This is a genomic window from Marinactinospora endophytica, assembly GCF_054780875.1.
In genome coordinates this window covers 518,201-534,465 of record NZ_BAAGVM010000002.1, presented here as the reverse complement: position 1 = coordinate 534,465, position 16,265 = coordinate 518,201, and the positions used below count along the sequence as shown (strand labels likewise).

The 16,265-nt window shown below is 70.6% G+C and carries 16 protein-coding genes and 1 pseudogene; 8 read left to right on the top strand and 9 right to left on the bottom strand.

What is annotated here, in order from left to right:
• Positions 1–186 precede the first annotated feature (186 nt).
• The 5 genes from ACYVHU_RS06350 (at position 187) to ACYVHU_RS06330 (ending at position 3,869) form a co-directional block, all read left to right on the top strand.
• Positions 187–597 (top strand): TOBE domain-containing protein, encoded by a 411-nt coding sequence (locus tag ACYVHU_RS06350; RefSeq protein ID WP_078763918.1) that lies wholly within the window; start codon positions 187–189, stop codon positions 595–597.
• The gene (gene modA / locus ACYVHU_RS06345) at positions 590–1,399 is read left to right on the top strand and encodes a molybdate ABC transporter substrate-binding protein (RefSeq protein ID WP_078763919.1); all 810 of its coding nucleotides are present in this window, start codon (positions 590–592) and stop codon (positions 1,397–1,399) included. The genes ACYVHU_RS06350 and modA overlap by 8 nt, the downstream gene beginning before the upstream one ends.
• Positions 1,396–2,229 carry an ABC transporter permease gene (locus tag ACYVHU_RS06340; protein ID WP_078763920.1) on the top strand — a complete coding sequence of 278 codons (834 nt, stop codon included), beginning with the start codon at positions 1,396–1,398 and terminating at the stop codon, positions 2,227–2,229. The genes modA and ACYVHU_RS06340 overlap by 4 nt, the downstream gene beginning before the upstream one ends.
• Entirely contained in the window at positions 2,226–3,284 is a 1,059-nt protein-coding gene (locus ACYVHU_RS06335; RefSeq protein WP_235001183.1) for an ABC transporter ATP-binding protein, read from the top strand. Before ACYVHU_RS06340 ends, ACYVHU_RS06335 begins: the two co-directional genes overlap by 4 nt.
• Positions 3,285–3,428: 144 nt before the next feature.
• Positions 3,429–3,869 carry a hypothetical protein gene (locus ACYVHU_RS06330; protein WP_498947789.1) on the top strand — a complete coding sequence of 147 codons (441 nt, stop codon included), beginning with the start codon at positions 3,429–3,431 and terminating at the stop codon, positions 3,867–3,869.
• A 239-nt stretch (positions 3,870–4,108) separates the two neighbouring features.
• On the opposite strand, the pseudogene ACYVHU_RS06325 reads toward ACYVHU_RS06330, so the two are convergent.
• Positions 4,109–4,955: pseudogene (locus ACYVHU_RS06325) on the bottom strand (IS982 family transposase).
• 57 nt (positions 4,956–5,012) lie between these two features.
• The gene (locus ACYVHU_RS06320; protein ID WP_498947787.1) at positions 5,013–5,936 is read right to left on the bottom strand and encodes an oxidoreductase; all 924 of its coding nucleotides are present in this window, start codon (positions 5,934–5,936) and stop codon (positions 5,013–5,015) included.
• A 100-nt stretch (positions 5,937–6,036) separates the two neighbouring features.
• Between ACYVHU_RS06320 and ACYVHU_RS06315 the strand changes: the two genes are divergently transcribed.
• On the top strand, positions 6,037–6,921 hold the full coding sequence (locus ACYVHU_RS06315; protein ID WP_498947785.1) for a helix-turn-helix transcriptional regulator: 885 nt from the start codon (positions 6,037–6,039) through the stop codon (positions 6,919–6,921).
• Between the two features lie 331 nt (positions 6,922–7,252).
• Here the strand turns inward: ACYVHU_RS06315 and ACYVHU_RS06310 are convergent, their stop codons facing one another.
• On the bottom strand, positions 7,253–8,023 hold the full coding sequence (locus ACYVHU_RS06310) for an SDR family NAD(P)-dependent oxidoreductase (protein ID WP_498947784.1): 771 nt from the start codon (positions 8,021–8,023) through the stop codon (positions 7,253–7,255).
• 79 nt (positions 8,024–8,102) lie between these two features.
• Between ACYVHU_RS06310 and ACYVHU_RS06305 the strand changes: the two genes are divergently transcribed.
• Complete coding sequence (locus ACYVHU_RS06305; RefSeq protein ID WP_498947783.1) at positions 8,103–8,699, top strand: TetR/AcrR family transcriptional regulator; 597 nt, start codon at positions 8,103–8,105, stop codon at positions 8,697–8,699.
• Positions 8,700–8,838: 139 nt separating this feature from the next.
• Here ACYVHU_RS06305 and ACYVHU_RS06300 read toward each other — a convergent pair whose 3' ends face one another.
• Positions 8,839–9,174 (bottom strand): EthD domain-containing protein, encoded by a 336-nt coding sequence (locus ACYVHU_RS06300; protein ID WP_498947782.1) that lies wholly within the window; start codon positions 9,172–9,174, stop codon positions 8,839–8,841.
• Between the two features lie 85 nt (positions 9,175–9,259).
• On the opposite strand from ACYVHU_RS06300, the gene ACYVHU_RS06295 reads away from it, so the two are divergent.
• On the top strand, positions 9,260–9,676 hold the full coding sequence (locus ACYVHU_RS06295; RefSeq protein WP_498947780.1) for a MerR family transcriptional regulator: 417 nt from the start codon (positions 9,260–9,262) through the stop codon (positions 9,674–9,676).
• A 961-nt stretch (positions 9,677–10,637) separates the two neighbouring features.
• Here ACYVHU_RS06295 and ACYVHU_RS06290 read toward each other — a convergent pair.
• From ACYVHU_RS06290 to ACYVHU_RS06270, 5 genes are all read right to left on the bottom strand, one after another.
• Positions 10,638–11,072, bottom strand: a complete 435-nt coding sequence (locus ACYVHU_RS06290; protein ID WP_078763921.1) for an SRPBCC family protein — start codon at positions 11,070–11,072, stop codon at positions 10,638–10,640.
• Between the two features lie 96 nt (positions 11,073–11,168).
• Positions 11,169–11,981 (bottom strand): histidine phosphatase family protein, encoded by an 813-nt coding sequence (locus ACYVHU_RS06285; RefSeq protein WP_159457307.1) that lies wholly within the window; start codon positions 11,979–11,981, stop codon positions 11,169–11,171.
• A gap of 106 nt (positions 11,982–12,087) precedes the next feature.
• Complete coding sequence (locus ACYVHU_RS06280; RefSeq protein WP_432938348.1) at positions 12,088–14,154, bottom strand: RNA degradosome polyphosphate kinase; 2,067 nt, start codon at positions 14,152–14,154, stop codon at positions 12,088–12,090.
• Positions 14,155–14,342: 188 nt separating this feature from the next.
• Positions 14,343–15,269 (bottom strand): CPBP family intramembrane glutamic endopeptidase, encoded by a 927-nt coding sequence (locus ACYVHU_RS06275; protein ID WP_078763924.1) that lies wholly within the window; start codon positions 15,267–15,269, stop codon positions 14,343–14,345.
• Between the two features lie 10 nt (positions 15,270–15,279).
• Positions 15,280–16,197: a CPBP family intramembrane glutamic endopeptidase gene (locus tag ACYVHU_RS06270; protein ID WP_159457308.1), complete on the bottom strand. Its 918-nt coding sequence runs from the start codon at positions 16,195–16,197 to the stop codon at positions 15,280–15,282.
• Positions 16,198–16,265: the final 68 nt, after the last annotated feature.

Sequence of the window (16,265 nt, the reverse complement as noted above, 5' to 3'; positions counted from 1 at the left end):
GGTGGAAGGACGGCGATGACACGACCACGTGGAGGCGGAGTAGTGCTGGCACGACCCCGAGGTGACATGGCGTGACGTGCGGCGTTCGCTGGGAGCCGGTGCCCGTCCGCGTCACGGGGACGCCCTGGGCACACGCGAGGGCTTTTCCCCCTTTCCATAGGCATCTGCGAGGGATACGTTTGCCTCGTGCCGAATTTCCGTATCAGCGAGGTCGCCGAACTCGTCGGCGTGAGCGGTGACACGGTCCGCCGCTGGGTGGACTCCGGGCGCCTGTCCGCCGTGCGCGACGAACACGGGCACCGGCTCGTCGACGGCGCCGCCCTGGCCGCCTTCATGCGTGAGGGCGCGGACGAGGATCCGGCCCGGCGCTCCTCCTCCGCGCGCAACCGCTTCCGCGGTCTGGTGACGGACGTGCGCCGGGACGGGGTCATGGCGCACGTGGAGATCCAGGCCGGCCCTCACCGGGTGGTGTCGCTCATGAGCCGTGAGGCGGCCGACGAGTTGGGGTTGGAGGTGGGGGCCCCGGCCACCGCGATCGTCAAGTCGACCGCCGTCATCGTGGAAACCGGCTCGTCCTCGGGAGCGCGCCATGCCTGACCGCTCCGGCTCCCCCGCCCCTGGCCGCCGCGCGGCGCTCGCCGCCGCCCTCCTGCTGTCCGTGGTGGCGGCCTGCGCCCCGGTCGAGGAGGGCGCGGACGGCGCCACCTCAACGGACGCCTCCGCCGAGCGCACGCTGACGGTGTTCGCGGCGGCGTCGTTGACCGGCTCCTTCGAGGAACTGGCCGAACGGTTCGAGGACGGCCACGCCGGCACCCGCGTCGAGTTCAACTTCGCCGGCAGCTCCGACCTGGCCGCGCAGATCGCCGCGGGGGCGCCCGCCGACGTGTTCGCCTCCGCGAACACGTCCACCATGCGGCGCGCCGTCGAGACCGGCGCCATCGCGGGAGAACCGGAGGTCTTCGCCCGTAACGTCATGGAGATCGCCGTCCCCGCGGGCAACCCCGCCCGGATCGAGGACCTGGACGACCTGGCGCGCGCGGACGTGAAGGTCGCCCTCTGCGCGGAGGAGGTGCCCTGCGGCACCGCGGCGCGCACCGCCCTGGAGGAGGCCGGGGTGCAGGTCGACCCGGTCACCCTGGAACAGGACGTCAAGGCGGCGTTGACCAAGGTCCGCCTGAACGAGGTGGACGCGGCACTGGTGTACCGGACCGACGTGCGGGAGGCCGGCGACGCGGTCGAGGGGATCTCCTTCCCCGAAGCGCGGTCCGCCGTCAACGACTACCCGATCGCGGTCGTGGCCGAGTCCGCCCAGGCCGACCTCGCCGAGGCGTGGGTGGGGCTGGTGACCTCCGACGAAGGGCGCGCGGTCCTCCTCGACGCGGGGTTCCAGGCACCGTGACCGGGACGGGCCCGACGTCCGGACCGCCGCGCCGGGGGCGGCCGGCGGCCCGACGGCGCTTCCCCTGGCTCCTGGCGGTACCGGCGGCGCTGGGGTTCGCGTTCCTGATCCTGCCGTTCCTGGGGCTGCTGGCGCGCACCCCGTGGTCCACGCTCGGCACGCGCCTGCTGATGCCCGAGGTCCGCGACGCCCTGCTGCTGTCGTTGGGGACGGCGACCGTGACGACGGCGATCGCGCTGGTGCTGGGGGTGCCCTTGGCCTGGCTGCTGGCGCGGACCGAGTTTCCCGGGCGGGGGATCGTGCGCGCCTTGGTGACGGTCCCCCTGGTCATTCCTCCGGTGGTGGGCGGTGTGGCGCTGCTGCTCGCCCTCGGCCGCAACGGCGTCGTCGGCCGTCCCCTCTACGAGTGGACGGGCTACTCCCTGCCCTTCACCACGGCGGCGGTCGTGGTGGCGCAGCTGTTCGTCGCCATGCCGTTCCTGGTCATCAGCGTCGAGGGGGCGTTGCGCGGCGCGGATCGGCGCTACGAGGAGGCGGCGGCGACATTGGGCGCGTCGCGCGCGACGATCTTTCGGCGGGTGACCCTGCCGATGGTCGGGCCGGGCGTGCTGGCGGGCGCCGTGCTGTGCTGGTCGCGGGCGCTCGGCGAGTTCGGGGCGACGATCATGTTCGCCGGCAACTTCCCGGGCCGCACCCAGACCATGCCCCTCGCGGTCTACCTGGCGATGCAGCAGAGCCCCGAGGGCGCGGTCGTGCTCAGCCTGGTCCTGCTGGTGGTGTCGCTGGCGATCCTGATCGGGTTGCGCGACCGCTGGGTGGGCACGCCGTGAGGCCCGACGCCGCCCTGTCGGCCCGCCTGGTCGTGGAGCGCGCGGGTTTCCGCCTGGACGCCGGGCTGGAGGCGGACCCGGGGGAGGTGGTGGCCCTGCTGGGCCCCAACGGCGCGGGCAAGTCCACGGCGCTGCGGGCCCTGGCCGGGCTGGTCCCCCTGTCGTCGGGGCACGTCACCGTGGAGGGGACGGACCTGACCACCACCCCGACCGAGCACCGGCCGATCGGCATGGTCTTCCAGGACTACCTGCTGTTCGGCCACATGAGCGCGTTGGACAACGTCGCGTTCGGGCCGCGCTGTCAGGGGGTGGGCCGGGCCCGCGCACGCGCGTTGGCGGCCGACCTGCTCGACCGGTTCGGGCTGTCCGACCAGGCCCGGCTCCGGCCGCGCGAGCTGTCGGGCGGTCAGGCGCAACGGGTGGCGTTGGCCCGCGCGCTGGCGGCACGGCCGCGGCTCCTGCTCTTGGACGAGCCGCTGGCCGCGTTGGACGCGCACACCCGTGTAGCGGTCCGCTCCCGCCTGCGCGGGGACCTGGCGGACTTCGACGGCGCGACCGTTCTCGTCACGCACGATCCGCTGGACGCGATGGTGCTGGCCGACCGGGTGACGGTCATCGAGAACGGCGCGGTCGTGCAGCAGGGCCGGCCCGCCGACATCGCCCGGCGTCCGCGTACCGCTTATGTGGCCCGGCTGGTCGGGCTGAACCTGTATCGGGGTGTCGCCTCGGGAACGCGGGTGGAGGTGCGGGTGGCCGACGGAGGGCCGGTCGAGGTGACGATCGCCGAAAGGCGGTACGGCGACGTGTTCGTCGCCTTTGCTCCGCGCGCGGTGGCCCTGTATCGGGAGCGTCCTGGCGGTTCGCCGCGTAACGCCTGGCCGGCGCGGATCGACGGCGTCGAGCGTTTCGGCGACCAGGTCCGGGTGCACCTCGACGGCGATCTCCCCTTGAGCGCCGACGTCACCCCGGCGGCCCTGGCCGAACTGGGTCTGGGGGTCGGTGACCGGATCTGGGCGGGGGTCAAGGCGATGGAGATCGCGGCATATCAAGCCTGAATCGCCCACCAGTCCACTTTTCACCGTAAAAGACCGGCCATAGAACCGCGTGTCGATGCGCTTCTGATCACGGGAGGGCTGGGGTACGCTTCCCGCGAGTGATCACTCTCCGCAACAATTCAGTTACACAGCGAGAGGAACAGCATGTCCCTGCAGCGCATCGTCGCGTCCGCTCTGCTCACCGCCGTCGCCGGCGCCTCCTTCGGCCTCCTGGGCGGCGCGCCCGCTTTCGCCGCGGAGGGCGCCCACACCTCCGACGGTTACTGCGCGAAGGCCGAGGAAGAGCGGAAGAAGGGCTACTGCGAGGAGAAGGACAAGGAGGAGGACAAGGACAAGGGCCACCACGGTCACGGCAAGGAAGAGGACAAGGGCAAGGACAAGGAGAAGGGCAAGGACAAGGGCCACCACGGCTACGACAAGGACAAGGGCAAGGAAGACGACAAGAAGGACAAGGACAAGAACAAGGACAAGGGCCACCACGGTCACGGCAAGGAAGAGGACAAGGGCAAGGACAAGGAGAAGGGCAAGGACAAGGGCCACCACGGTTACGGCCACGACCACGACCACGAGCACAGCCACTCCTGAGACACCCTGCCCCGGGGTACCGGCGGAAACTCCCCGGTGACGTCCGCGACGCCGCCGCACGCGGCCATCGATCCCTGAAAGACGGCTCGCACCGACGTCACGCCCATGAGCCCGGCCCCCAGCGCGCAACGGCCCCGGTGCCGAGGTCATCGACCTCGGCACCGGGGCCGCCACCGTCTCCGCCGCACCTGGCAGTGAACCGTGGCGCCTGGAGCGTTGACGGAGGTTCGGTGTGCCGGTCAGTGGTCGTAGGAGATGAGTGATCGCTTGACCGGGGCGTCGATGACCCGGTGTGCCAGGTCACGGTGTTGAGCGCGCAGATGCGCCGGCAGGTACGCGCCCACCGGCCGCCCTCATTGCCACGGGCGGCGTGGCGCTCCAGGCCGAGTTGGTTCTTCCCTGTCCAGGTGACCGCCTCGACACGCTGGCGCGGCCAACCGGGAAACGCCTTGGGGCCGGGCTCATCAGCACGGGCCAGGCGGATCGGCACATGCGCCAGAACACGGGCGGCCTTCTCGATCCCGGTCCCGGCGACGCCCTTGTCGCACACGACCGCGCACGGCCCCGCAGCGCATCGACCGACGCGGAGCAGGTGCAGGGCCTTCCTGCGTCCGTCCAGCTCCTCGGCAGCGGTGTCGGCATGGGCGAGAAGGCGTGGTGGGAGGTGTCCGTCCCGTAGCCGGCGATCTCGCCCGGCTCCGATCGGTTGACGGTGGCGCGGGAGGCCCAGCAACGCACCGGGGTGGCGTCCACCGACCACAGGGGACTCCTGCCACACGGAAACGAGCCGGGCCGGCCACTGGGAGGCGGCGAGCAGGGCCGGCGCCGCCTCGCGCAGGTGGCGGTCGTCCCCCGACCGGTCCGGCAGGCGGGAGACAGGTGTCCGTTCCCGGCCGGGGCGGCACGCAGCCACCGGCCTTCGGAGCCTCGCAGCCCAGCAGGACCTGGACGAGGGCCACGTGGACGAGTTCGGCGCCGTTGAGCAGCCGGGCGGGCCGCGTTCTCCTGCCTTGGGGGCGAGGGCGGGACGTGGTCGTCCAGATGGACCTGGAGTGCGGCAGGAAGGGCGTCCAGACCAGTCTTCACTGGTCATGGGCGCCCTTCGCCATGTTCGCCACCGGTTCGGCCAACCCCGTCAACGACCTAGAGGTAGGAGACGCCCGTGAGCGCCTCCGACACGGCCCAGAGCCGCTGTCCGACGAGGGGGTCGAGTGCTTCGGTGGAGGCCTTGACCTCGACCGGGTCACCGCGGCGTTCGTTCCGGCCGCCCGGCCCGAAGAACTGACCGCCCTGGACGTCCGACGCGGTGGCGGCGCGGAGCTGAGGGAGGGCGCCCTGTTCCGTGGGCTGGGTCGAGAGGGTCAGGAAGAGGCTGGTGGCGATCCGCCCGACCCAACCGCGCTCGGCCCATGCCCGGGGGACGAGGTTGGAACGGGAAACCCCAGGGTGGGCGAGCACGCTGATGACCGGGGACCCGGCGGCGCGCAGGCGACGGTCGAGCTCGATCCCGAACGCCGTGGTGGCGAGCTTCGACGCCCCGTAGGCCGCGGAGGCGTCCCAGCGCCGTTCGAACATGAGGTCCTCGAAATCGAGGTGGGCGGGCTTATGGGAGATCGAGCTGAGGGACACGACCCGCGACTCGCGGCCGCGCTCCAGGAGCGGAAGCAGCAGCCCGGTGAGAGCGAAGTGACCGAGCTGGTTCGTTCCCAAGTGCAGCTCGAACCCGTCCGCCGTGATGCGGCGCGGACCGAGGATCACCACGCCGGCGTTGTTGACGAGCAGGTCGACCCGGTCCAGGTCGCCGGCAACACGCTCGGCGAAGCCGCGGACGGAGTCGAGGGAGGCGAGGTCGAGCGCGCGCACGGTCACGTCGGCACGTGGGACGGTCGACCGGATCGTCCTCGCCGCGTTCTCGCCCGCTTCGGTGTTCCGCACGGCCAGGACCACGCGAGCGCCGTGCCGCGATAGCTCGGTGGCGGTGACCAACCCGAGGCCGGAGTTGGCCCCGGTCACGATTGCGGTTCGGCCCCTCTGGTCGGGGATCTCGGATGTACTCCACGCAGTCATGCCTCCCACGCTAGGAAGCCGCCACCGAACCTCGAGCGTCCCTGCCATCCTGGGTCTGGCAGAACCACCATCGACGCTGGCCCCAGGGCAGACTGGATACATGGCTACAGAACGGACCGCCGCGCGTGAGCTCGGCGCGTTCCTGCGCTCGCGCCGAGAGCAGACGCGCCCCGAGGAGCTCGGGCTGGAGCCTGGACCGCGGCGGAGGGTCGAAGGGCTTCGGCGTGAGGAGGTCGCAGCGCTGGCCGGATTGAGCACTGACTACTACCAGCGTCTGGAACAGGGCAGGAACGTGCGTCCTTCGGACGCGGTGCTCGACTCGATCGCAGACGCGCTCGACTTCGACGAGGTCGAGCGCCGCCACCTGATGGCGCTCGCCCGAGCCACTCGCAGGCCATCACCCCCTCGCCGGCGCACGCAAGAGCGCGTGCCCGAGAACGCCAGGCTGCTGATCGCCTCCCTTGCGTTGCCCGCGTTCGCGGTGAGCCGCCACCTCGACGTCCTCGCGTGGAACGAGCTCGCCGCCGAACTCCTGGGCGACCCGCTCCAGCTCCCACCGGGTCAGCGCAACGTGCTCATCGCGCTGTTCCGCGACGACGAGACCCGGCTCCGCTGCGCGGGCTGGGAGACGATGGCGCTGGACTACATCGGCATGCTGCGCGCCGCCGTCGCTCTCGACCCGGACCATCCCCGGGCCATCGCGATCGTCGGGGAGCTCAGCATCCGAAGCGCCGAGTTCCGGCGTCTCTGGGCCAGGCACGACGTTCGAGACAGCGTCCACGGAGCGAAGACGGTCAGGCACCCCCGCATCGGCGAGATCGCCGTCGAATGGGATGCCTACCCACTCTCAGGCGCGCCCGGGGCGAACATGATCGTCTTCGCACCGCAGTCCGGCAACGAGGACCGGATGCGGCTGCTCGCCACCGTCTCCAGCCTCGACGGTGTCACCCAGCCGTCCGGAGTCAGAACCCGAGCAGCGATCTGAGCGCAGCAGAGGCCTGCGGGGCACGACGCCGTTTCCGAGCGTGGTGAGCCGCTGAACCCCCTGTGAGGCCGAGACCGGGGTTCCGGTGACGAGACTCCGCGATCCGCGGCAATCCCTTGATCCGCGCGAACGTCAGTTCGTTCAGCAGCCCCCTGCTCCCCGCCTCACGGCGATACGGCAACGGGTTCGGCGACCCGCTCGGGCCGCCACCGGCGTTCTCCGGCCAGGTCGCCAACGTCCCGAGGGCGTACCCCCCGGCCTTGCTCCACGGGTACGTCGGGCGAGCGCATCCGGTGAGACCGGCCGGAGAGGCCACGGCTCATTCGCGTACTCACGCCCTGTCGCGCATCATCCTCTCAGCCACTCGGAGACCGAAACGCTTGGGAAAGAGCCGCGAGGAGAGCTGCGCGAGGACGGAGTTCGCGAAACCGTCCACAACAGATGGCGCCCGGCCGGGAAGCGCGCGCCAGGTGGTGTCGACCACCTGTTCAGGCATGCGTTTGCCTCTTCCCGCTCCAGGGTTCATGGGAGTATCCGTTCCACTGGGCGAGACAGCGATGACGCGCACGCCGTACTCACGGTTCTCCTCCGAGACCGCCTCGGTAAAGCTCAGAACATAGGACTTGGACGCGGCGTAAGCGGCAAGGTGCGGCATCGGCTGGTACGCGGCAGCGGCGGCGACGTTGACGATCGTCCCGCTCCGCTGCTCGCGCATGCGGACGACCGCCGCGCGGGTCAGCTCGGTGAGCGCGGTGACGTTGAGATCGATCATCTGACGCAGCTCATCCCGGCTCGCCCGAACGAGGTCGCCCTCGTAGGCGACGCCGGCGCAGTTGACAAGGTGGTCGAGCCGGGGAAGGTCCCCGGCAATGGCGTCCGCGACCCGTGAGACCCCCTCAGGCGTGGAGAGATCGGCGACCAGGGCCTGGGCTTCGGTGTCATGCAGGCGACCCAGCTCCTCGCGGATGGCTTCGAGCCTCTTCCCGGAGCGTGCGACGAGGATGAGGGCATACCCCTCGCGCGCGTACCGCCGGGCGTACTGCTCGCCGATGCCGGAGCTCGCTCCGGTGACGACAGCAAGCGGGCGGGAGGACTCGGACATGAGAGGTCCCTTCAACGAGAACGATCCGAAGCGGATAAGTTATCCGTTCGGATATAGTATCCGCTTGTAGCATGGACGCATGGATGGACTCCGCAGCGACGCAGCACGCAACCGGGGCCGGATCCTCGACGCGGCTCGGTCCCTCGTGACGCGCGGCGACGCGCCGGCCCTGAACGCCGTCGCCAAAGCCGCGGGGGTGGGCGTGGCGACCGTCTATCGGCATTTCGCGACCGTGGACGAGCTTGAGGAAGCTCTCGTCTGGGAGAAGTTCGACGACCTCGCGTCAGTGCTACACGAGTCGCAACCCCCCCGGATCGAGCCCGTGCTGACAGCGCTCTTCGAACTGATGGTCGAAGACACGCTGTTCCAGAAAGTGACCGCGCGGGCTTCACCCGTGCTCGAACGGACGGCTGCGCTACGCGCCTCCCTGACCGATCAGCTCCAGGAGATCATGGACCACGCTCGGCTCCGGGGGACCTTACGCGCGGACATCGACGCCGCCGGGGCGATACTGCTCGTCTGCGCGCTCGCGAGTGCGGTGCGATCCGCCGGGGTCACGGCCGACAGTCCACGGGCTCACGCGCTCCTTCGCGTCGTACTCGATGGGCTCGAGCCCGCCGACAGGCCAAGCACCGCGAAGAGCGACACCGATCCGGGGACCGCGTTCGCGCGGTGAAGGCGCAGGCCCGAGGAAGTATGCGGTACGCGATCCGCAGCCCCTGTAGCCCTGGTGGTGTCGCCCGGTACGCGTACGGGCGGCAAGCGCCGGGGCCCTCACGACGCGCATGAAGGGCCCCGGGCTCGCCTCATGGCGACTAGAGGACGACGGTCTCCTCGGTGACCATCACGGCGACCGAATCCATGTCGATGAACGTGGCCTCATCGGGATTCACTTTCGACCTGTAGTTCTCGGACGAGAAGAAGGCGTCGTGGTCCGCCCAGGTGTCGAACCAGATCTCGGTGAGCCCGTCGTACGCCGGAGCCGGGTAGCCTTCGGCCGGGACCGGGTGACTGACGGTGTACCTCCTCACGTACCGGGCCGCCTCGGGGATCGAGGTGAAGAGCGGGGCGTGGTGGTCGCGGTGGTGGGTGACGAACTCCTCGACGCTCATGCCGGGCACGCGGTTGATCATGTAGGCGAGCTTGATCACGGGTCTTCTCCTCCGGGGGACGTGCTGCCGCCCGCTACGCTAAAAGGTGACATTGATGTGAGGGGCAAGTCCGGATCGAGAAGAGATGCGGATCGGTGAGCTGTCCGCCCGGACGGGCGTGAGCCGGCGGTCGCTGCGGTACTACGAGGAGCAAGGCCTCCTGGAGAGCACGCGTGCCGCCAGCGGCCAGAGGCGCTTCGACGAGGACGCCGTGCGGCGGGTGGGCCTCATCCAGGCGTTCTTCGCGGCTGGGATCTCGAGCAGAGTCATCTCGGAGATGCTGCCGTGCATGACCATGCGGCCGACGCTGGAGGCCGCTCGCGGCTCGTTGTATGTCATGAAGCGTGAGCGGGCTCGGCTCGTTCAAGCGCGCGCACGGCTCGACGGGGCGGTCAAGGCGTTGGACGGGCTCATCGAAGAGACTCGTCAGTACCAGGCCCGGCTCAGTTCGGCCCGACCGCGCGCGGGAACGGACCGAGATCCCGAGAACGAAATCGATTGAGGTCCTACCGGCGCTGTCAGGGCGTCGGCGAAGCCGTCCAGGTGAGCCGGCCACGGAGGTCGGATACAGATCAGCGTGGCGGCGAGGGTGATCACTGAGCTGTGGACGCGGGCGCTCCTGTCCGGTCTCACCTCGCCCCCGGGCCTTGCCTGCCGAGGCAGCACTGGACGACGCCGCGACCGCGGTAACGTTCCCGCTGCTCGTCACCGAAGCCGATCGGTCTGCCGGACCTGTTCAGCGGCGGGCGGTCTGGTTGTCCCGCCCGGGGACCGTCGCGGCGGTCCCCGGGCTGACGAGGCCGGGCGCGATTCCCCTTTGAGGGGTGGCCCTCGTCCACGAGGCCACGCCCCGACCGTGACCTCGGCCTGCCGACGGCGCAGGACACGCGAACCTGGCCGAGCGTGGCGCTCACCATCGTGGCGTCATTGACGTTCCCTCCGGTGATGCCCCGGCTCAGTGGACGGTCGTGCCCGTCACGGACGGGATGGGCCCTGTCCGTCAGTCCACCACGAGAGCGACCGATCACGTGATCAGGCGGCTCTTTCCCGTGGATCCGCGCGATCCGCCCTGTGTCACGGGCGAGGGTCGCGCCGCGCTGACGCACGCGCGACCCTCGGGTCGATCGGCACCACCCCGTCGAGCGTGCCGGCCGCGTCGGACCGCTTCCCCACCTCGGCCGACAGCTTCTCCCACGTGCCGTTCCCGGCCCAGCGGGGAAGCGCTCGCGGATCGGGGCTCGCTTTCCGAGCCGCTCGGGATCCTCCCGCCACGGAGCGCCGGTGCGGTGTTTCCCCGCAATGCCCTCGCCCGCGAGACGGTGGTCCGTCCACGGGCGTGAGCGCCCCTGTGACACCGGTGTCAACAGCTCCGGAACAGCGCCCACACCCCGTCCGGGATCTCACGACGTGTCACGCCGTCAAGACCCGCCGACCGCACACCCGAACATCCTGGTCACCGCACCCTAGTCGCCCTCGACGAGGCGCTTGAGACGCGGAAGGGTCCGTTCGATCCCGCGCGCGTTGCGCGCCGGAGCGCCGATCAGCTGGTAGACGAAGGCGCCGGCGTAGGAGTAGTCGAAGGTCTCGGTCACCAGCGTGCCGCCCTCCTCCAGCGGCTCCAGCCGCCAACGCCAACGGTGCGGTCCCGCGTGCCGCCAGGCGATGAGCCGCCCCTCCTCGAACTCCACCACGCGGTTGGTCATGCGGTAGGGGAGCCCGAGCCGCATCTCCATCCCGAACGTGTCGTCGAGGGCGAGCCGTTGCGGGCCGTGCACCACGCCCTGCACACTGCCCGAACCGTCGAAACGGGGGTGCTGTCGGGGGTCGGCGAGGAGGTCGAAGATCTTCTCCGCCGGGGCATCGACCACGATGCTCCGCGAAACCTGGTGTCTGGCCATGTCTGCACGTTCTCCGGTCGGTGCGTCCGGGACCGCGGGCCGGGCCCGGCTCGTCGCCACTCTATCGACGGCGATCCCGAGCGCCCCCACGCCCCGTCACTCCCGGGGACCGTACCGTTCGAGTCCGGCGAGCCCTCCTCCCGCCGCCGGAAGGTGCACCACCCAGAACGCCCCCTTCGCGAGTTCGGGATCGGCGGGCGGGGTGGTACCGGCCGTCGCCTCGGCCACCAGGTCGGGAACCAGCTCGCCGTGCGTGCAGACCAGCACGGGGGTGCGCCGCGCGAGGAGCGCCGCGAAGGCGGCGCGGGCCGCGGCGCGGTCGAACGGGTCGCGGGCATCGCCCGTTCCCACCGTGAACGCCGGCTCGCCCCGGACCGTCGCGGCGGTACGGGCCTGGTAGGGCCGGACCGTCTCGACGCAGCGCGACGCGGTCGAGGTGACGACGGGCGGCGCGCCGAAGGTCTCCAGCACCTCGGCCAGCCTCCGCGCGTCGTCCCGGCCGGTGTCGTCCAGGGGACGCCTGAGGTCGTCGCCGTCCCAGGCGCGCTTGTCGCCGGCCGAGGCGTGTCGGAGCAGGATGACGGGGACGGTCGCGCTGGGCCGGGCCGCGAGGTCGGCGAGGACCTCCCGCTCCGCCGCCGTCACCCGGTCGCGGGCCGCGGTCAACGGCGTCCAGACGGCCTCGCCGCCGCGCCCGACGACGGTGGGGCGGGCGGGCGGCGCCGCAGCCGACCACCACCTGACCGGAGCGGACCGCCCCAGCGAGACGGCGGGGGACAGCCTCGGCCCCAGGACCGGCCGGACCCCGGCCTGCTCGGCGAGCACCCGCGCCACGGCGGTGAGCGGGTGCTCGTGCCGGCCGGACGCGCCGCGCGGCAGCGCCCATCCGCCGCGACCGGGACGGCGCACGAGCGCCACCTCGCGTTCGGCCGCGCCCGGACGCCACAGAACCGCGCCGACCTCGCGCGCGGGCGACGGGCGCGAAGCCGTCCCCGCCACGGCGGACCCGCGCGGATCACCCATCGACGACCCGGAGATGGCGGTCGCGGCGCAACGTGTTCTGAAGGTCCAGCAGGGGCACCCCCGAGGCGCCGAGGGTGTGCCGGGTCCAGCTTCCGTCGGGGTTCATGTGCCACGTCGAGGTGGTGTCGGCCATCGCGAGATCCATCATCCCGACCAGCCGTGTCCGCTGCCCGGAGTCGATGACCCGGACCAGGGCCTCGACCCGGCGGTCGAGGTTGCGCGGCATCAGGTCGGCACTGCCGATCCACACCTCCGGGTCCCCGCCGTTCTCGAAGACGAAGACACGGGAGTGCTCCAGGAAGCGGCCGAGGACACTGCGGACCCGCACGGTCTCGGACAGGCCGGGCACGCCCGGACGCAGCACGCAGCTTCCCCGCACCCACAGGTCGATGGGGACGCCCACGCGCGACGCCTCGTACAGCACGTCGATGAGCTCCTCGTCGACCAGGGAGTTGACCTTGATGCGGATGCGTGCGGGCTCGCCCTTGATCTGGTTGGCCATCTCGTGCCGGATCCGCCGGGTCAGGCTCTCACGCAGCGCGTCGGGGGCGACGAGCAGCCGCCGGTAGTGCTTCTTGCGGGAGAAGCCCGTGAGGTGGTTGAACAGGTCGCTCAGGTCCTCGCCGAGCTTGGGGTCGGCGCTGAACAGGCCGAAGTCCTCGTAGGTGCGAGCGGTACGCGGGTTGTAGTTTCCGGTCCCCACATGACAGTAGCGGCGTAGCACGCCGTCGTTGTCCTGGCGGACGACCAGGGCGAGCTTGCAGTGGGTCTTCAGCCCCACCACCCCGTAGACGACGTGACAGCCGGCGTCCTCCAGCTTGCGCGCCCACTCGATGTTGTTGCGCTCGTCGAAGCGCGCCCGGATCTCGACGAGCGCGACGACCTCTTTCCCCGCCCGAGCCGCCTCGATCAGCGCCTCGACGATCGGGGAGTCCCCGCTCGTGCGGTACAGCGTCTGCTTGATGGCGAGGACGTCGGGATCGGCGGCGGCCAGCGCGAGGAAGCGTTCGGTGGTCGTCGCGAACGACTCGTAGGGGTGGTGGACGAGGAGGTCGCGTTCGCGGATCGCGGCGAAGAAGTCCTCCTGGGCCAGTGCCCGCGGCTCGGCCGGGACCATCGGCGGGTAGGACAGCTCGGGCCGGTCGAGGTCGGCGATCTGGTGGAGGCCGGCCAGGTTCAACGGCCCCGGCACGCAGTAGACCTCCTCCTCTTCGGCGCCCAGCTCCTCGCGCAGGATCTCCAGCACCGAATCGGAGATCGTCTCCTCGACCTCCAGCCGGACCAGGGGGCCGAACCTGCGGCGCAGCAGCTCGTTCTCCAACGACTGCACCAGGTCGTCGGTCTCGTCCTCGTCGACCTCCAGGTCGGCGTTGCGGGTGACCCGGAAGGCGTGGTGCTCCAGCACCTCCATGCCCTCGAACAGTTGGGGCAGGTGCGCGGCGATCACGTCCTCGACGGGGACGAACCGCTCGGAGCAGGCTTCGAGGAACCGGGGGAGCACCGAGGGGACCTTGATCCGGGCGAAGGCGCGGCGGCCCGTGTGCGGGTCGCGGACGGTCACCGCGAGGTTGAGCGACCGCCCGGAGATGTAGGGGAACGGGTGGGCCGGATCGACGGTGAAGGGGGTGAGGACCGGATAGATCGAGTCCCGGAAGAAACGGTGCATGCGGCGCCGCTCGTGCTCCTCCAGCTCCTCCCAGCGCACGATGGCGATCCCCGACTTGGCCAGGGCCGGGGCCACGGAGCCGCGGAAGCAGTCGGCCTGGCGCACCACCAGCTCGTGGGTGACCTCGGCGATGCGCTCCAGGAGGGCCTGGGGAGGGTGGCCGCTGGGCGAGACGACCGCGACACCGGTGGCCATGCGCCGTTTCAGCCCGGCGACGCGCACCATGAAGAACTCGTCGAGGTTACTGGAGAAGATCGCGAGGAAGCGGACACGTTCGAGCAACGGGATGTCGGTGTCCTCGGCGAGTTCGAGGACACGCTGGTTGAAGCGGAGCCAGCCCTCCTCCCGATCCAGGAAGCGATCAGCGGGGAGGTTCTCTCCGCCCCGGGCCATGGGAACCGGTTCCACACTCACAGCTCGCAGACTCCCCCATCACCATGAACGACGCCGGAAGGGACGGTTTCCGCCCCGTTACGGACCCGAGTGGTCCATACCCGTTCCCCAGGAGTTTTGAGCAATCCGGAACGCCCTATCGACCGACGGCAAGGCGCCACGCCGGGCGACCCCTCACCTGAAGGTCGCTACACCGACCCCGTCCAGCCGAGGAACGGGAGCAGTGCGACGGCGTTGACACCGGTGTGCAGCAGGAAGTTCAACCACAGGTTGTGGTAGCGCGACCACAGGTAGCCGTACATCAGCCCGGCGGCGCCCTGCACCGAGACCACCATCGCGACGAGGACCAGCGGGTTGGTGTCGACGCCGAGCCCGATGGCGCTGGAGACCGCGTAGATCAACGACGTGAGCACGATCCCCGGCCAGCGCCCGTACAGCAGCGCCAGCCGGGACTGCAGCATCACCCGGTAGAACGCCTCTTCCAGCAGCGACACCGTCGCGAAGGTGAGCAGCACCGACAGCAACGGCTGGTAGTCGTCGGGGAGCCGGTCGTAGGTCGGCACGGGCGCGGTCCAGGGCGGGAAGACCGCGAAGTAGAGGTAGGCGGCGACCGCGAACAGCCCACCCCAGCGCCACCCCTGCGGCACCCACAGCGCGAGCCGGGGCAGGTCCGGCCCCGTCGCCCTGCGCAGCACCCCCGATGACCCGACCAGCATCACCGGAACGAACAGCAGGAAGAAGACCTTGGCCGTGTGATAGGAGAGGTCGACGAGGGAGGGGCTGATCAGCCCGAACACGATCTGGAGCACCCGCTCGCCCACGGCGAAACCGAGGATGCAGGCGAACAGCACCATCACCTCGCGCCCCAGCGAGTGCCCTTTGAGCGCGGTGCGCAGCCGTTCCTCGAAGTCGTCGGCGGGAGTCCGCCAGGGGAAGAGCCGCACGCACACCATCCCGGCGACGACCGGAATCCACAGGGACCACAGCTCCCCCCGGGCGTACTCCTCGCCCGGGCGGATCCGGGTGTTACCCGTGGCGTAGAGCAGGACGGCCGAGGCGACGTAGACCGCGGCGCCCGCGACGAGCACCCGGCGTTGGGCGGCGATCGAGAGCATCCGCGCCCCCTCACTCCAGGATCGACACGGCGGGACCCGTGATCAGGGTGATCACACCGGCCCGTAGGAGGATGTTGAGCCAGATGTTGCGGTAGCGCGACCACAGGTAGCCGTACATCAGCGAGGACACCCCGAAGGTGGCCAGCGACAGCAGGAGGTTGCTCGCGCCGAGGGTCCAGGGGTCCCCGCGCGCGACGTCCTCGTAACCGCCCATCAGCGCGTAGACCAGTCCGAACACGGCCGCGGCGAGGACGATCCCACCGTGCCGTCCGAACAGGCATTCCAGCCGGCTCTGCAACATGCCCCGGTAGAAGATCTCCTCCGGGAGGGCGACCGCGAACAGGATGCCGAACAGGGTGATCAGCCACTCCAGGGAGAACGGGAGGAAACCGTCCCACTGGCCGGCCAGGATGAGGGCGAGGACACCGGCCACGGCGACGGCGCCGCTCCAGCGCCACGGCTCGTCGATCCGCATCGCGATGCCCGCCATGGTGTCGCCCTGCTCGGACCTGATCATGCCGGCGCGGTCCACCAGCAGCACCGGTAAGAGGAGCAGGAAGATGAAGCGCACCGCGGGGGCGGCCAGCCAGGGAAAGCCCTCGCTCACCAGACCGAACACGTAGGACATGATGGCCAGCCCCAGGAGGAAGCCCGCCAGGCACAGGCCGAGGAGCGCGGTCTCCCGGACGATGGGATGGGGCTTGAGGGTGTCCTGGACACGCCGGTCCAGCGCCTGGTGACGCCGCGATGGGGTGAGCATGCGCAGCAGGAGAATGCCCGCGCCCATCGGAATCCAGGTCACCCAGAACGGGGATGGCCCCTCCTCGATGAGGGATCCCTCGACCGCGGTGATCTCCATGGTGGCCGTCGCGACCAAGGCGACGGCGAACAGGGCGATTCCCGCCCACAACACCGCCCGTCGCGCCATGTCCACCGGCATCCTCCCAGTTCAGGGTCCCAGTTTGCCCCGATCGGAACATTCAGTAGGAGAATGAA

Excerpts from the sequence above, each read along its gene's own strand:
- ACYVHU_RS06320 (WP_498947787.1), bottom strand. The coding sequence starts at position 5,936 with ATGACTGCGTGGAGTACATCCGAGATCCCCGACCAGAGGGGCCGAACC.
- ACYVHU_RS06315 (WP_498947785.1), top strand. The coding sequence starts at position 6,037 with ATGGCTACAGAACGGACCGCCGCGCGTGAGCTCGGCGCGTTCCTGCGC.
- ACYVHU_RS06305 (WP_498947783.1), top strand. The coding sequence starts at position 8,103 with ATGGATGGACTCCGCAGCGACGCAGCACGCAACCGGGGCCGGATCCTC.
- ACYVHU_RS06280 (WP_432938348.1), bottom strand. The coding sequence starts at position 14,154 with ATGGCCCGGGGCGGAGAGAACCTCCCCGCTGATCGCTTCCTGGATCGG.
- ACYVHU_RS06295 (WP_498947780.1), top strand. The coding sequence starts at position 9,260 with ATGCGGATCGGTGAGCTGTCCGCCCGGACGGGCGTGAGCCGGCGGTCG.
- ACYVHU_RS06290 (WP_078763921.1), bottom strand. The coding sequence starts at position 11,072 with ATGGCCAGACACCAGGTTTCGCGGAGCATCGTGGTCGATGCCCCGGCG.
- ACYVHU_RS06270 (WP_159457308.1), bottom strand. The coding sequence starts at position 16,197 with ATGGCGCGACGGGCGGTGTTGTGGGCGGGAATCGCCCTGTTCGCCGTC.
- ACYVHU_RS06330 (WP_498947789.1), top strand. The coding sequence starts at position 3,429 with ATGTCCCTGCAGCGCATCGTCGCGTCCGCTCTGCTCACCGCCGTCGCC.
- modA (WP_078763919.1), top strand. The coding sequence starts at position 590 with ATGCCTGACCGCTCCGGCTCCCCCGCCCCTGGCCGCCGCGCGGCGCTC.
- ACYVHU_RS06275 (WP_078763924.1), bottom strand. The coding sequence starts at position 15,269 with ATGCTCTCGATCGCCGCCCAACGCCGGGTGCTCGTCGCGGGCGCCGCG.
- ACYVHU_RS06310 (WP_498947784.1), bottom strand. The coding sequence starts at position 8,023 with ATGTCCGAGTCCTCCCGCCCGCTTGCTGTCGTCACCGGAGCGAGCTCC.